The sequence below is a fragment of the Dyadobacter sp. CY312 genome (assembly GCF_021390535.1).
GTDB lineage: Bacteria > Bacteroidota > Bacteroidia > Cytophagales > Spirosomataceae > Dyadobacter.
The window spans coordinates 148,427-164,419 of the sequence record NZ_JAJUXG010000009.1; the positions used below are offsets into that span (position 1 = coordinate 148,427).

At 44.4% G+C, this 15,993-nt stretch carries 8 protein-coding genes; 1 reads left to right on the top strand and 7 read right to left on the bottom strand.

From position 1 onward, the window contains the following. Positions 1 to 17 precede the first annotated feature (17 nt). The 7 genes from LZG71_RS13715 to LZG71_RS13745 form a co-directional block, all read right to left on the bottom strand. Positions 18 to 2,774: a M14 metallopeptidase family protein gene (locus LZG71_RS13715; RefSeq protein ID WP_233821204.1), complete on the bottom strand. Its 2,757-nt coding sequence runs from the start codon at positions 2,772 to 2,774 to the stop codon at positions 18 to 20. After that, positions 2,771 to 5,551, bottom strand: coding sequence for a M14 metallopeptidase family protein (locus tag LZG71_RS13720; RefSeq protein WP_233821206.1), 2,781 nt, complete (start codon positions 5,549 to 5,551; stop codon positions 2,771 to 2,773). The genes LZG71_RS13715 and LZG71_RS13720 overlap by 4 nt, the downstream gene beginning before the upstream one ends. A gap of 191 nt (positions 5,552 to 5,742) precedes the next feature. Continuing rightward, a complete protein-coding gene (locus LZG71_RS13725; RefSeq protein ID WP_233821208.1) occupies positions 5,743 to 6,366 on the bottom strand; it encodes a hypothetical protein in 624 nt (207 codons plus the stop codon). Between the two features lie 44 nt (positions 6,367 to 6,410). Next, on the bottom strand, positions 6,411 to 8,015 hold the full coding sequence (locus tag LZG71_RS13730) for a SusD/RagB family nutrient-binding outer membrane lipoprotein (protein WP_233821210.1): 1,605 nt from the start codon (positions 8,013 to 8,015) through the stop codon (positions 6,411 to 6,413). A gap of 22 nt (positions 8,016 to 8,037) precedes the next feature. Continuing rightward, positions 8,038 to 11,577, bottom strand: coding sequence for a SusC/RagA family TonB-linked outer membrane protein (locus LZG71_RS13735; protein WP_233821212.1), 3,540 nt, complete (start codon positions 11,575 to 11,577; stop codon positions 8,038 to 8,040). A 35-nt stretch (positions 11,578 to 11,612) separates the two neighbouring features. Then, entirely contained in the window at positions 11,613 to 12,563 is a 951-nt protein-coding gene (locus LZG71_RS13740; protein WP_233821214.1) for a FecR family protein, read from the bottom strand. A 173-nt stretch (positions 12,564 to 12,736) separates the two neighbouring features. Then, on the bottom strand, positions 12,737 to 13,333 hold the full coding sequence (locus LZG71_RS13745) for an RNA polymerase sigma factor (RefSeq protein ID WP_233821216.1): 597 nt from the start codon (positions 13,331 to 13,333) through the stop codon (positions 12,737 to 12,739). A 426-nt stretch (positions 13,334 to 13,759) separates the two neighbouring features. On the opposite strand from LZG71_RS13745, the gene LZG71_RS13750 reads away from it, so the two are divergent. Beyond that, a complete protein-coding gene (locus LZG71_RS13750) occupies positions 13,760 to 15,985 on the top strand; it encodes a S41 family peptidase (protein WP_233821218.1) in 2,226 nt (741 codons plus the stop codon). The last annotated feature ends 8 nt before the right edge of the window (positions 15,986 to 15,993 follow it).

Here is a 15,993-nt window from a genome sequence, read left to right on the forward strand (position 1 = left end):
CTGTATTTATTAACTTACTAATACAGCTGATTAAATAACCATTTAAACGTTCCGTGTGATTGTGAACGGAAGGTAATTTCGGGACCGAAAGCGTACAGTTTACCTGCACCTACTTTCGCCTCAAATGCTGTTACGCCTCCTTGCAAATATGCTTGTCCCCAAGCCCAGCCGCTGCGTAACGGAGTATTGTTCGGGAACCATGCAAGCGGTTTTACAGTTCCTTTTGCCACCGCATCAGGAGCGAGTGTAAACACCGGACTGTTATCGAAATACACGTCCGTTTTTGCCGCCATTCCCCAACTTGCTTTTGCTGTTGTATCCACCGACACATTGAGAATACTACCTGGTATAAAGTATTTCTCGTTTGGTAACGGGCGACTTTCACCTTCCGGCGTAAGCTCTGTTATCGCATTACGAACAGGCAATCCCAAGTGGTACGCCAAACTTGTACTGCTCCCTATCGTAACAATTTTGCCACCCGCTTCCAGGAATTTTTTCAGCTCAGGGAAAGATTTGGCAGCTGTAAGTGATCCCATCGTATCATGAAATTCAGAGGGAATTTCCTCTGCCTTTGGTCCTCTGCCGCGGAACATCGCGTTCATCACCGAGTCTCTAGCCGAAGGCGCTGATATAGCACGTGTGACAAAAACGATCACGTCATATTTCTTGCGAAGGTCTCCCCCATCTATTTCTTTCGAGAATACCACATTGAAAGGAAAATGGAATTGCTCCAACATCCAGCGCACCCAACCTGATGGCATTGAACCACCGTATGTATCCCAAAGCGCTACTTTTAAAGGTGCGACTTTCTCCATTGCTCCGGCTGGTTTCTTGCTCACCGCTGCAACTTGCACACCAAATTCCTTAGCCGATTTTTCAACAGTCGCTTTCGCTTTGGCACTTTGAGGAATGTAGAAGGTCCCGTCTGCCAAACGATAAACATCCGCACCAGCTTTAAGCAAATCGTTCACAGCGATGAACGCATCGTTCACAGTTGCTTTTATTTCATAACCAGCCGAACCTGCAACCGCTTTTCCAACCGGCAATTGAAGCTGACCATATGGTAATTTCTCAAACGGACCGTCGAAAGCATCCAGGATTCTGTCAAATTTCACACCCATTTGGTAAGCCAATGTCCAGCCGGCAGCATCGTATGGTCTTACAGGAGGTCCGCCCGGATATTGGAAATCGTTTGGATAATCCTGTGGCTCGAACATATCCAGTACGTGAGGACGGAATGCCTGAGCTGTTTTTACAATATAGGATCCGGCAGGATAACTTTTGCCTGCAACCTGGAATGCCGCAGTCGCCTTTTCGATCTGAATACCTGTTCTTACCAAAGCATTGATGTACTTCACAGCAGTAGGAAAATCGGACTGATCGGCTGAAATAATGTATCCACGCGGATCGCGACGAACGGGTGCTTCGAAAATGGTTTCATAGTACTTGGTCGGAACGCTGCCACCACGGAAATTTCCACCAAACATAGAATTGAAGGAATTTGCTTCCTCCGGCTTTTTCGCCTTCGCCTGATCTGCTTTGTAAGCCGCGTTTATTTCATCCACACGCTTCGGAGATGGCGTCCAATAGTCCCCGCTTCCACGTTTGATCGAGTTTTTACCCATCGAATAAATGTTGTAGAGCAAATGGTCGCTGTTACGGGAAGCATGATCAAGAATGGCGTAATTCAGAGAAACTGAGTAATCAATAGATTGTTTGAAATGCCATTTTTTCTGAGGCGTTACCGGATTCGGCGTATTGTTATTAGGAATCAAACGCTCCGGAACCAAGGGAATTTCTTCGGGAGTTGGTCCACCGATAATCTCTGTCAGAATCCCGATCATGTTGTGAAAATGGGTTGTCGTTCTTAAACCACCATTATACCAGGTAGAAAAACTGGAACCGTTTAACCTTGTAAAACCAGGTTTGTTTTCAGCATTCAGGCGGTTGTACATTGCCGCTCCCACTGCATCAATTCCGGTCACCATCATCGGATCAAACACGTAATTGAAAGGATCGCGGTACGGAGGACCAGCCAAAACAGAACCGGCAGGTCCACGCTGATGGTGGTTATACATAATCTGCGGAATCCATTCAACAAAAAGCTGATAACCCATATTGCGGCTTTCCTTCATGTTCTGAATGAAAAAGTCACGGTTGTTGTCGTGGCCAATGTACTTCTGATACAGCTTTGGCAGGTTTTCATTTTTACGTTTCAAAGGATCCTTCTCTCTCATATACCAGTTTGAGGTAAGCTCCTGTCCATCCGGATTCGCATGCGTGAAAAGAATCACCACGTTGTCCAGAATCCTTTTCGTTTCAGCATCATTCCGGCTCAAAACCTGATAAATTGTTTCGATCAACTGGTGAATACCCACAACTTCCGTTGCATGCAAACCTCCGTCAATCCATACAATCGCTTTCCCTTCCGCCGCCAAAGCACGTGCCTGTTCTTCACTTACACCTTCTGCCCTCGCCATTTTGGTAGAAATCTCTTTATACCGATCCAGTTTTTTCAGGTTTTCCGGGGAAGAGACGATGAGCATGTATTGGTCCCGGCCTTCCTCTGTTTTTCCGATTACGGTCAGTTTAAGCCGATCCGAAGCTTTTTCAAGCTTTTTGAAATACTCTTCCGTTTTGGTAAAATTAGCGAGCATGTAATCGTCACCGATATCAAAACCAAAATGTTCTTTTGGGGATGGAACCTGAGACCAGGCTGCATGGGTGACTAAAAACAGAATCGCTAAAAGCAGGCTTTTAAATTTGTTTATCATTGCGTCAGGTTTGTTTTGTAAAGTTCGTTAAACAACAATTTGAAAGTACCGTGCGACTGTGCCCGAAAAGTGATTTCCGGTCCGAACGCGTATAGCTTTCCTTTTCCTACTTTCGCTTCGAATGCTACCACGCCATTTTTAAGGTAAGTTTCACCCCACGCCCAGCCACTCACAAGCGGTTTTTCGGAAGCGAACCAGGCCAAAGGTTTCAATCCCTTTATTGCTGCATCCGGCCCCATTCTGAAAACAGGACTGTTGCTAAACACCACATCAGCTTCCTTGCCCATGCCCCAGTTCGCTGGTATTGACGGGTCAAATGCTACTTTCAAAATACTACCCGGAATGTAATAGCGTTCGCCGGTCAGGTTTTTCTCTTCACCTTTTGCGTTCACTTCTACCAATGCATTGGTTACAGGCAATCCCAAATGATACGCAAGCGCAGTACTGCTACCCACGGTAACTACCTGTCCGCCTGCTTCCATAAACTTTTTCAGTTCAGGGATCGATTTGGCAGGAGTAATGCTTCCAAGCCATGGCCGGAACTCCTCAGCCACCTCTTCCGGCTTTGGCTGTCTTCCAAAGCCTCTGAATTCGCCACCTCCCGCAGATAGAGCAGGAATACCACTACTAATGAACAGTATCACGTCGTATTTGGAAGCCAGATCTCCTTTATCAATATCCTGAGGATATACCACTTTGAAAGGAAAATTATATTGCTCCATCATCCAGCGTACCCATCCCGATGGCATTGAACCGCCATAGTTGTCAAAAAGAGCGATCCTTGCAGGAGTGATTTTAACTGAACCTGCCGGTTTTGAAGCAATAGAAACTCCTTTTACACCATAAGCTGTACCCGCTTTTTCCAGAATCGTTTTCCCTTTTGCAGGAATAAAGAATGAGCCTGCCGGAGATGTGGCAGTGCTGTCTTTAATCCGATAAACCTCAATTCCTTCTTTCAACAAATCATTCACAGCCGTAAAAGCATTGTTGATTCTTGCATCAACAAGATAGCCTCCTTTCGAAGCAGGGCTGATTACTGCTGGTGGCGATTGAATTTGTCCATAAGGTATGCGCTCAAAGGGACCGTCAAAACCGTTCAGAATTCTGTCAAATTTAACCCCCATCTGAAATGCAAGTGTCCATCCGGCAGCGTCATAAGGGCGGATCGGAGGTCCACCGGGATAAGCGAAGTCGTTCGGATGGTTTTGTGGTTCGAACATGTCCAGCACGTGTGGGCGGAAGGCCTGATTGGCTTTCACGACGTACGATCCCTTTGGATAACTTTTCCCTTCAACCGTAAAAGCATCGGTTGCTTTGTGTATCAGAATCCCTGATTTCAACAGTGCGTTCATAAATTTAACAGCAGTCGGGAAATCTGCCTGATCAGATGGAATGATAAATCCGCGCGGGTCTCTCAGTACCGGATTGGTGTAAACGGTATCGAAGAATTTTTGCGGAATGACACTTCCTCCAAAACCAGCATTGGCCGTAGCGGTACTATCCGGACGGGGACGTGCAATGGGCGGCAATGCAGCCGCCGCCTTTTTAGACGCTTCAAATCCTGAGGTAACGGCCTCCGAAAACTTCGGATAAAGTGTCCAGTTGTCTTTGTTACCACGTTCGATAGAACTTCTGCCCATTTTGTAAATATTGTACAGAAGAACATCACCGTTTCTCATGGCATAATTCAGAATACCATAATTCAGTGAAACGGAGTACTCAATAGAACGGCGATAAGGCCATTTTTGCGGCATCACGGGAAATGGGTTCGCATTATTTGGTATCAGTCGGTCGGGAACCAGAGGAATGGTAGCCGGTGTCGGATTTCCCGTGATCTCAGTAAGAATACCGATCATGTTGTGAAAGTACGGCGTAGTACGTAACCCGCCATTCCACCAGGTTGAGAATACTGAACCTGACAAACGGGTATAACCCGGCTTGTCTTCTACATGCAGCCGGTTGATCATCGATGCAGCTACACTCTCTATTCCTGTAATCAGTAGAGGATCCAATACGTGGTTGAAGGGATCACGGTAAGGCGGTCCGGCAACAACGGCACCTGCCGGTGAAGTCTGATGATGGTTGTAAATAACCTGAGGAAGCCACTCAACATACTGCTGTAAAGATGTGTTGGTGGTTTCCTTCATGTTCATCATGAAAAAATCCCTGTTGTTATCATGACCAATGTATTTTTGATACAACCGTGGAATGTTCATATTCCTCTTTTTGGGATCCTTTTCGCTCATGTACCAGCTGGACATCAGTTCCTGACCGTCGGGGTTAACCTGCGCAAGCAAAATGATTACGTTATCAAGGATTTTGATTGTTTCCGGATCCTTTCTGCTGGCAAGCTGATACAAAGTTTCGATAAGCTGATGCGAGCCCACGGTTTCATTCGCATGAAGACCGCCATCAATCCAGATCACTGGTTTGCCTTCCGCAACGAGCGCTCTGGCTTCCTCCTCGGAGACTTCTGCTCTACCAAGCTTCTGAGAAATCTCCTTATACCGATCTATTTTTTTAAGGTTTTCGGGAGAGCTAATGATCATCATCGGTTGACGTCTGCCTTCTTCGGTTGGGCCTATGTCTACAAACTTAACCCGGTCTGAAACGCCGGCAACCTTCTTGAAGTAAGCCTCGGCCTGGGAGAAAGTCGCAAGGTTGTAATCGTCACCAATATCGAAGCCGAAATGCTCTTTTGGAGTCGGGATCGTTTGTGCGATACTTAGTGATGTTGAAAAAATAAACAGTACTATACATAAACGTATTCGTATCATATTGAACTGGTTAGTGGGTTAACTGACAAACTAAAACTCAAAACTGAAATGAGGACTAAAACAAAAATAGTAAGATTCATAAAAAACGGTTAATAAACCAACATCTCCGATGGTTGGATAATATCCGTTTAACATTAAGGAATTAACGTACGAAACTGATCTCATCCGATCCATATCACGTTTTTTCGGAGTTATTGATTTTTAAAACGGACACCTACACGGCAGTCGCAAGGCTCTCCCCGCGATTCATCACAAGCATTTTCCTGATACTGGACAATTTTACGCCCGTCTCCCATCGTGAGGATGAACTTAAACAGGAAATAATCATTGGCTGTAACCGTAGCCAGATTGGTTCCTGTGAAAGCAGCAAGTTCTGCTGGTGTATGCGTAAATGTTTTAGGAAAAGATGTAACAGTTTCAAACAACTTATCTGTTGGCAGAACGGTGCTTGGAAGCGGAAACTGACGGATACTTGGAAATTCGCCAGCCAATGAATACACAATAGGAAATGCGGGCGGGCTCGACTCTCTCCTGTTAAAACTAAGGTATACATCAATGGATGTTACCGTGGTTCTTCCAAAATCGAAATAATCAAGCGTCCATTCGAATTGCTGTTTGGTTGCATAGTCGGCCTCCTTCATATTGAAGAAAGAAACGTTTCCGGTCTGCACAGTTGGCAAGGCAGACTTAGCTATGTTGACTGTCACTTTGGGAGCTGCACCAGTTGTGGCTTTTTCCCAATCGTATTCCACATTCTTACAGGAGTCCAACGCGATAGCCGCCAGCAAAATGGCATATACAAAGAACTTTTTCATATCTGTTAATTTAATAATTGATATCTCAGATTTTATCTACAAGCTTATTTGTCCCAAAATACAGGTGTTGTCTGCTGCGCTCTCTGTATGCTTTCCCTATCGTTAATGAGCGTCTCATTGGATGTCAGTTCTGTTTCGGAATAATAAAAACGCATTGGAAATACATCAAGCGGAGCAACGAGGTCACCGAGTTTTGGAAGACCAGTTCTCCGGAAGTCGTTGTAGGATTCTACACCGTTCCCAAACATAGCAATCCATTTCTGCGTCATTAAAATCTCCATTTTGCCGGCATTGTCAGCAGCTGCAAACCGGGTTTTGATCTTGTTTGTAAAACCTGTAATGGTTGCAGCAGGAATGGTTGTTCCTTTGTTATTTCCGGCAAGCGTACTCACCGTATTCAGCTGAGCAGTAACGGCATCTGCAAGAAGTTGCTCAGCATCCTCACCTGTTCCCATGGTAAGTGCTGCTTCCGCTCTGATAAATTTAACCATGGAATTCGTGATCATTGGAAGTATTCCCGCACCTGTTCCGTCACCTGCGGTGGAAAGGGGGATTTTAAACGAATTTGATGTGGATGTTGTAACCGCACCTGTGTTGTTCAAATACAGGTGATCAGCTGTTAATGTCTTGATCACGCCGTTGTCATACAATCCACCAGCAGGATAAATACCAATTAATGCTCTCGTATTGGCATCAGCCGGAGAGGCAGCCCCATCGCCCGGTTCGCGGCCATAGTAACCTTCTCCATTATTAGAGTTGGCAAGACCTACCGTTGAATTCTGGCGGAACACATAATAACGAAGACGCGGATCGTCATTGTCTTTAAGGTTATTAACCAGAGGCATACTCACATAGCCGCCACGTGCGGCACTGTACCAGCTCGTGTACCAGGGATGGCGTGCGTTAGGGGTCACATTCGTTCCATATTTAAAAGTGAAATCCTGGGCGTTGTCAGAAATCAAGGGTGCACCACTAGAAATTAACGCATTGATACCGGCTGCTGCTTTTGCAGGATCAGAAAGACGTATCTGGTTATACATTTTTAGTTTAAGCGAGTTTGCCATGCGCGTCCAGCTTGTCTTGTTTCCCTGATAAAAAATGTCCGAGCCTGCCGCAACAGAAAAGCTTTTATTCATATCGGCAAGGGCTTCATCAATCAAGGCAAACAAACTGGTATATATATCAGCACCTTTGTCCAGAACGGGGTCTGAAAAATCTCCCGCTGCCTGCGTGTAGGGTACGTCTCCCCACAAGTCAACCATAATCGAGTACAGATACGCCTTTTCAAGTTTAGCGATCGCCACATATCCCCAGGCTTCCTGAGTTGTACCTTCCCGGATTATTGTTTCAAGATCAGGAATAGTGGCCGTGTAAAAACCTGACCAGGGTGTAGAAAACGAAGTTCCAGTCTGGTTCCAGCGGTTCAGGCTTCCGGATGCAAAGTGCTGCATCACAGCAGATCCGCCACCGTTTACACCATTTGCACCATTGAAATATCCGGCGAGAGACGTTTGTGTAGCCGGTAAAAGCAAACTCAATGTCGGTTGGGTCGGATTGTTGGGATCATCATTGATGTCCACAAAATCACTGCATGAACTTGCCAGAAATAGCAGAACAAGTAACGCGGATAGTTTAAATTTTTCTCTCATAATGTTTCCGGTTTTGACTGGATTAAAAGCTGATTCGTAAGTTTACACCGTAACGGCGGGTGGTTGGTACGCCATAAGAGTCCGCGCCGGCATTGTTGGATGATCCTGTGCTCACTTCGGGATCATAATTCATGTATTTTGGAAAGTTGGGTGCCTTATACCAAAGGTTTCTTCCGCTGATGGAAAGCGAAGCAGATCCGAAAGGTGTTTTTGCAAGCAGACGGGCAGGTACCGAATAACCGAGAGAAATTTCACGAAGGCGGAATACGGTTGCATCAAAAACAGATCCTTCTGCCACACCGCCCGGACCATAGCCACCAGAGAAAAAGTAATCAATGACCGTAATGGCTGTGTTGTTAGGGATTTTGTTTCCTTCGCCATCCAATAGCGGTTGAAGTGTGTTTATATTTCCCAATACACCCGGCGCAATCAGCATTCTGTAACGATCTTCGGTATCTTTACTTACACCGCGGGCCATGGCTTCACCCACATTACTAGAATAAATGGCTCCACCTTGTTTCCAGTCAAAAAGAACGCCAAGTGTGAATTTTTTAAAAGAAAAAGAATTGCTCAATCCTGCCATAAACGTTGGATTGGGGTTGCCAATAGGCCCGCTGGTTGAGGCAGAAATCGGTTTTGCGGTTTGCGGGTTAACCAGAATATTGCCTTCCTCATCCCGTGCGTAACGCCCTCTGTATATCTGTCCGTAAGGCTGTCCGGCTATGTGCACGTTGTTGCCATATACCAGCTGCGCATAGCCGCCCAGGTCATCAACCATATTTTGGTTCCTGGTAAAATTGGCATCCACATCCCATTTAAAACCATTTGCAGTTTCAATTGGTGTTGCACCCAGCGTTATCTCAATCCCCTTATTGGAAGTTTGTCCCAGGTTGATAATCCGGTCTGTGAACCCGGTCGAAGGTGCCGATTTGACGGTAAATATTTGAGAAGTACTTTTCTTGTGATAATAGGTTAAATCGAATGAAAGACGCCCCTGAAAAAATTCAAGATTGGTACCTGTTTCAAACTCCGTGATAAATTCAGGTTGCAGATTGGCATTTGCAAGCACATCCGACATGGTGAGGGTACTTACGTTTGTCACAGTTCCATTCGAGAAAGGTGCGCCCAAGCCATTTGCATCCGCATTGGCCGTGTATACATTAGCCGTGAGATAAGGACTTGCCTCATTTCCTACCCTTGTGTAGCCCAACCTCACTTTGCCAGAGCTTAAAATTTTGTTCTGAATTTTGAAGGCTTCGGTAAATACAAATGATCCGTTGGCTCCGCCATAAAAATAGCTCCTGTTGGCCTTTGGCAATGTAGACGACACATCGTTACGACCCACAATGTTCAAAGAAGCAAAGCTTTTGTAGTCGAGTGTGATATCCGTAAAAAAGGCATAATAACGCTGTTTGATCTTCGCGCGGTTGTTGGGCAGACTTCCCAGCGTAATCGTGGACGTATTGCTGATGTCGTTGATACCAGCCGTGATGATATTGTCGCCACTGAAAGCGGTACGTTCTGTTTTACGCTGGTTGATGTTATTTCCCAGAATGGCGCGCAACGAAAAATCCTTGTTGAAGCTTTTTGTGATTGTAAATAATAACGTGTTGTCAAGTTCCTGGCGGTAGATGTTGTCCGTATTGATCGTTCCGTTGGCATAAACCGAAGAACCTTTACCCAATACACTTACCCGCCGATCGGTATAAGCATTGAAACCGGCTGTGTTCTGGATATTCAACCACGGAGTCGGATCAAAGCCCAGTACAAAATTGCCATAGTAGCGATCCACGTTGGAAGTGGAAGGACTATGTTTTACAGACCAGTATGGATTATCGAGTCCGTCGCGGTCATAGACGTTGAAACCGGTGTTTGGGTTTTCAAACGGAAGACCTGAAAGATCGTAACTCGTTGGCAGATAGTACAAATTACTCATGATATCACCACTACCACCAATCGGAGGGCTTTTCTGATCCGTCATGACATAGTTGATCGTTCCTCTCGCGTAAAACTTATTATCCAGGCGGATGTTGCCACCCACATTGAAGGAAGTACGTGAAATTTCGTTTCCCGGAACAATTCCCTTGTTACTTGTACGCCCGAGGCCGAGTGTGAAGTTTCCTTTTTCGCTCCCGCTATTGATCGTCAAACCGTTTTCAAATACAGAACCGGTTCTGAAAAAATCCCGCTGAGATTTACCTGCATAAGATTGATAGGGAACCTGCGCAGGCGTTACACCATCGGCCATATAAAACTCAGGAAAATCTGTTGCGTTGTAACCTGGACGTGCCAACGGATGTGGGATCGTTTCACGGCTGCTATATGCCGATCCGTTAGAACCATACACGGCAGTGCGGTAATCAAAGTTCGTGCCCTGTCCATAAGTATGTTGATACTCTGGCAATCCTGCAATCTCCTCCATTGAATAGGATGTGCTGTAAGTAATCTCGGTTCCCTTTTTGCCTTTTTTTGCAGAAGCCTTGGTTGTAATAATAATCGCTCCGTTTGCCGCACGTGACCCGTATAATGCCGCCGCTGCCGCACCTTTCAGTACTGTTAAACTTTGAATGTTGTTTGGATCAATATCAAAAGCCCGACTTGCAGTAGACTGATTGCTCTGTGTCTGGCGATCTCCCGCAGGAGCGTAGGATGAGTTGTCAAACGGCACACCGTCGACCACATATAAAGGTTGGTTGTTATTTCCCAAAGATGAATTCCCACGAATCGTTACGTTGGTAGAACCACCCGCAACACCGCCACCGCCCTGTATGTTCACACCTGCCATTTTACCGGTTAGTGCACGCATTGGATCTGGTTCACTTTTCTGAGCAAGATCATCTGCTTTTAGGGTGGAAACCGAGTATCCCAATGTACCTGCCTGTCGTTCAATACCGGCAGCTGTTACCACAACCTCGCTCAACTGACGGGTATCTGCCAGTAGTTCCACATCCAGGATGGTTTTGTCTTTAACTGCAACCTCATGAGACGCAAAACCAAGGAACGAGAACACCAGAATAGATTCGGAACTGGGAACCTGAATGGAATACATTCCCTCTGTATCTGTTGTAGTTCCGATCTGCGTTCCTTTCACCACCACATTCACTCCCGCCAGAGCAGATGCATCATCCTTTGCAATCACTTTTCCTTTAATCCTGATATCCATTAGTACCCGATTGGATTGTTCAGGAAGCGCAGGGCGTTTGGGTAGCGGCGGTTTGGCAGTCTCTGCGATCACATAAGTTTTGTGAAACTTTTCGTAAGACAAATTGAGAGGTAACAAAATGTCTTTTAAGTACGTTTCCAGATTCTCATTTTTACCTAACGCTTTCGATATACGTTTACCCTGTATCTGCCCTTTTTGATAGGCGAATGTGACATGGTATTTCTTTTCCAGTTCCATCAGCACATCAGTCAACGCTGCCGGCTGCGCTTTTTTAACTGCTGTTTTCTGCTCATCATTCCCTCGCGCCAAAATCGACCCCTGCCCCTTTACCGGGCACGTTGCGCCCGGCAAAAGAAACATCAGCCACAGAAAGTTTTTTCTGGATAACATTGATCTCATAAGTCTGAAAGTTTATGTAGGTAAATTGTTAGACTCTAATCGGTCTGCTGGAAGATATCTTCCGGATCTTCCATGATAATCCGGTTATTCTGATGAATGATATCAATGTTCAGTGTGCTCGCTAAGATTCTAAGTACTGTGTCCATGTCTTTTCTGGAAACCTTACCGGTAAATCTCAGCGCTGCCACATCTTTATTCTCTATGATTACTTTCTTATGATAGAAATCTTCCAATGTTTTTCCGACTTCGGCAAGAGGTGTATCGTCAAAGAAGAACATATCGTTTTTCCAGGCCAACCAGGCGTCGCCGTTGGCATCCGAAATGCTTACTGATTGATTATCAGCACCACATTTAGCGAGCTGTCCTGGTTTCAGCAACGATTCGCTTCCGTTTCTGCTTATTTTCACACTTCCGCTTTCAAGATAAATTCTGGCTTCTCCGTTCGTGTTGGCAATGTTAAATTGAGTTCCTATCACGTTTACATCAACTCCGTTTGGCATATGCACAATGAAAGACTGCTGATCGGTTGTCTTTTTAATTTCGAAATAAGCCTCGCCTGCAATCAGCCTGACCTCCCTCTCTAAGCCACCCCATTCAGCAGGATAGGCAAACTCACTATTTCGGTTCAGTGTGACCTGAGATCCGTCCGATAGCTTTATGTTTTTTTCCTGATAGGCATTCGTACACACCTTTACATATTCATCCTGTCGGAATATATCTGAGTAATGGAAAAGCAGATAGCCACTCAGAATCAGTATGCTAACAGATGCAGCCCATTTTGTCTTCCCATGCCACCAGTGAAACCGCTGCTTTCTTTCACTCGAATTTTCCGTTTCCTTTTGGATCTGATGGCTAAGAAATGCTTCAAGCGCTTCATCCAACATCCCCGATTTCTGTAAATGAATGAACACTGCCAGCTCGTCCGGTGTAGCCTGATTGGTATAATACCTTTCCACAAGCCTGCTCAGCAATTTTGGGTCAGTCATAATTTCGGAGTGTTACTGTTAAGACAAAATTCGAAGCGTTGGAGGGTCCCCCAATTTTATAAATAAATCAATATTTATAGAAAGTTTATACAATGACTCGTTATATTACCATTGTATCACCAGGCTGGTGTAAAATATGCAAACTCTCTTCCGGAATGGATTGGCACCAGTAATCAGATGTTAAACAATATGGAAGTAATAAGTAGTGTGCTGAATGCTATTCCAAGGTCTTTTTCCATAGCGAGACGGAAAACTTTCATAGACCTAACCATATGCTTTTTGATAATACTTTTCGAAACTCCCATGGATTCGGCGGCCTCGTCATACGACAGGCCCTGTTGCCGGCAAAGCTTAAAAACACGTTGAGTCTGTGGAGTCAGTGAATTCAGCACAGAAGCAATAAAACATTGATATTCATTAGATTGAACACACTCTTCAAGATCATTGGATATCTCACTATAAGAGCTTATAAAGTCAGACACATTTTTTTCTTCGGATAGTATTTTCCTAAGAATGTTGAGGCTGTGATTTTTACCTACTGTGAGAAGATAATACCGGAAAGAAACAACTTCCAGGAGCCTGCTTCTGTCTTCCCAAATCTTGATAAAGACTTCCTGACAGGAATCGTCGGTCAGGTCATCCGATTTAAGGATATTGAATACAAACCGGTATAATACTGGCCTGTATCGATCATACATTTCAGAAAATGCCTTCTGGTCACCCAGAGCGATTTGCCTGATGGACGATCTTTCGTCATAATAAAGACCCATGATGTTTAGGAATTGTAAAGTATCAACATTTATGATGCGTGTTAAAGACCATACTTAACTTTCCTGCGGCGGGAAGCGCCATCGCTTAAAGACCACAATATAATTGCACATTATAAAATAACAGCAATTTTTATATCGCATTTAAGCAAATGAACTTAACAATTATATCGCTTTTTTGAACTTATGACAAATATTATACAAAAGTTATAGTTTAATATTGAATTAAGACTAAAACAGGTATTTTTGGAATGAATCTCTTTTACAAAATATACTGATCCGTTGTTTTTACAGACGTCCTGATTCCTTTATTTCTCTTATAAAATGATGTGCATGAGGTTATCGACGATTTGAAAAATTAACTTTTATTAATTGAGAACTAAATTCTATTTTTTAGTCCTTTGACGGCGACAAACAACCAATCTAACTATGAAGCAAATCCTTTTTACCCTCGCTTTGTGTTGCCAGCTCTCTATTTTGACTGCTCAGACAACGACTCAACCAACAGACCCTAACCTTAGCTTCGAAGATCATCAAAAGGGCTCACAGTTTCCTAAAAACTGGTTTCAGTGGGGCGCTGGTTATTCGCTCTCGGTAGACAGTACCCAGGCAAATGAAGGAAAACGATCTATGCTGATTCAATCTCCAGCCGACAGAAAGACAGATACCTTCGGATGTGTAGCGACAAAAATCCCCGCCATTTACGAAGGCAAAGAAATTGAATTACGCGGTTATCTGAAACTTGAAAACGTAAAGAACGGATCTGCGGGCTTGCTTATGCGTATTGATGGCGTCTCTGGTATGCTTCAGTTCGACAATATGGAGCAGAAGCATATACAAGGAACATCCGATTGGACACAATACAGCATTAAGTTGCCATATTCTCAAAGTGCGAAAGTGATCAACGTAGGCGCTTTGCTTACCGGTGATGGAAAAATGTGGGTTGATAACCTGGAACTGTTTGTTGATGGAAAACCACTTAGGGAAGCTGCCATGAAACAGCCTTTGGCTGCCGAGCTCGATAAGGAATTCGATCAGGGATCAGGAATTGCACTGAACCAGCTTACTGCTCAGCAAATAACAGATCTCGCTGAAATCGGAAGGTTGTGGGGATTTTTGAAATACTACCATCCTGCGATTGCCGCCGGGAAACACAATTGGGATTACGAGCTGTTCCGAATTTTACCTAAAATAATCAATACTAAATCAAAGGAAGAAAAGCAACAAGCAATTTATACATGGACTTCGAAACTGGGCACATTCAAGGCTAATGAAGTTGAAAAATTTGAGGATGGCGTTGATAAAATGGAGCCCGACTTTTCCTGGATCAATGAAGACAATTACAGCAGTAAATTGCTGTCAAGGCTCGATTCGGTCAAAAAGGCTGAGCGTATAGATGATCACTATTATATTGGTCTGACTGCCCATGTGGGAAATCCGGAATTCAAAAATGAAAATCCGTACGCAACTATGAAATATCCGGATGCGGGTTACCGCCTTTTGTCTCTGTTCAGATACTGGAATATGATTGAGTATTATTTCCCATATAAGTATCTGATCGGACAGGATTGGCAAAAAGTCTTACCAGAATTCGTGCCGAAATTCATTAATGCCACCAACGAAACTGAATATAAACTGGCTGCCCTGGCACTCATTGCAAGAATCCATGATACGCACGCCAATATCTACCAGGATCCTACGCTTGAAAAGTTTTTCGGAAACCAATACGCTCCGGTCGAGCTCACTTTCGTGGAAGACAAACCTGTTGTAACCAATTACTTTCATCAGGTTTTGGGCGAAAAATCCGGATTGAAAATTGGTGATGTAATTGAGACCATCAACGGAAAAAAGATTCAGCAGATTATACAGGAAAAGATGCCGCTTACACCTGCATCCAACTATCCTACACAGCTGAGAAATATCGCCCGGGATCTCCTCCGAACAAATGATTCGCTGTTGACAATAACCTACATCCGTGATAACAAACCAGAGCAGTTGAAAATAAAGGCATATGACAAGAAAACGATCAACATTTATGCCAATTACAACAGCAGGGATACAAGTTTTAAAATGATTCGTCCGGATGTTTCATACCTGTTCCCTGGTAAAATAAAGAATAGCTATTTACCATCCATCAGTCCCGAGCTTTTAAAAAGCAAAGGGTTTGTCATTGACTTGCGGTGTTATCCTTCTGATTTCATTGTATTTTCTTTGGCTAATTACTTGCTTCCAGAACCGACTGGTTTTGCAAAGTTCTCAGTTGGGAGTCTGGCCAGACCTGGCACTTTCACATTAGGATCATCAGTTAAAAATGGAAGTGTCAATGAAAACTACTACAAGGGGAAAATCGTAATCATCGTGAATGAACAGTCGCAAAGTCAAGCGGAATATACTGCAATGGCCTTTTCCACAGCACCCAATGTGAATGTTATAGGAAGTACCACGGCCGCAGCCGACGGGAATGTCTCAGGCATCGTCCTGCCTGGTAACGTTAATACAATGATCAGTGGTATCGGCGTCTATTATCCGGATGGTCGTGAAACCCAACGGATCGGGATTGTCCCGGATATTGAAGTGAAGCCGACCATCAAAGGAATCAGAGAAGGTCGTGATGAGCTGCTCGAAAAAGCGCTGGCAATTATTGACGGAAAGTAAATTCCTTC

Bases quoted from the DNA above. Each gene is read 5' to 3' on its own strand.
- LZG71_RS13735 (WP_233821212.1), bottom strand. From the start codon at position 11,577: ATGAGATCAATGTTATCCAGAAAAAACTTTCTGTGGCTGATGTTTCTT.
- LZG71_RS13750 (WP_233821218.1), top strand. From the start codon at position 13,760: ATGAAGCAAATCCTTTTTACCCTCGCTTTGTGTTGCCAGCTCTCTATT.
- LZG71_RS13720 (WP_233821206.1), bottom strand. From the start codon at position 5,551: ATGATACGAATACGTTTATGTATAGTACTGTTTATTTTTTCAACATCA.
- LZG71_RS13725 (WP_233821208.1), bottom strand. From the start codon at position 6,366: ATGAAAAAGTTCTTTGTATATGCCATTTTGCTGGCGGCTATCGCGTTG.
- LZG71_RS13730 (WP_233821210.1), bottom strand. From the start codon at position 8,015: ATGAGAGAAAAATTTAAACTATCCGCGTTACTTGTTCTGCTATTTCTG.
- LZG71_RS13715 (WP_233821204.1), bottom strand. From the start codon at position 2,774: ATGATAAACAAATTTAAAAGCCTGCTTTTAGCGATTCTGTTTTTAGTC.
- LZG71_RS13745 (WP_233821216.1), bottom strand. From the start codon at position 13,333: ATGGGTCTTTATTATGACGAAAGATCGTCCATCAGGCAAATCGCTCTG.
- LZG71_RS13740 (WP_233821214.1), bottom strand. From the start codon at position 12,563: ATGACTGACCCAAAATTGCTGAGCAGGCTTGTGGAAAGGTATTATACC.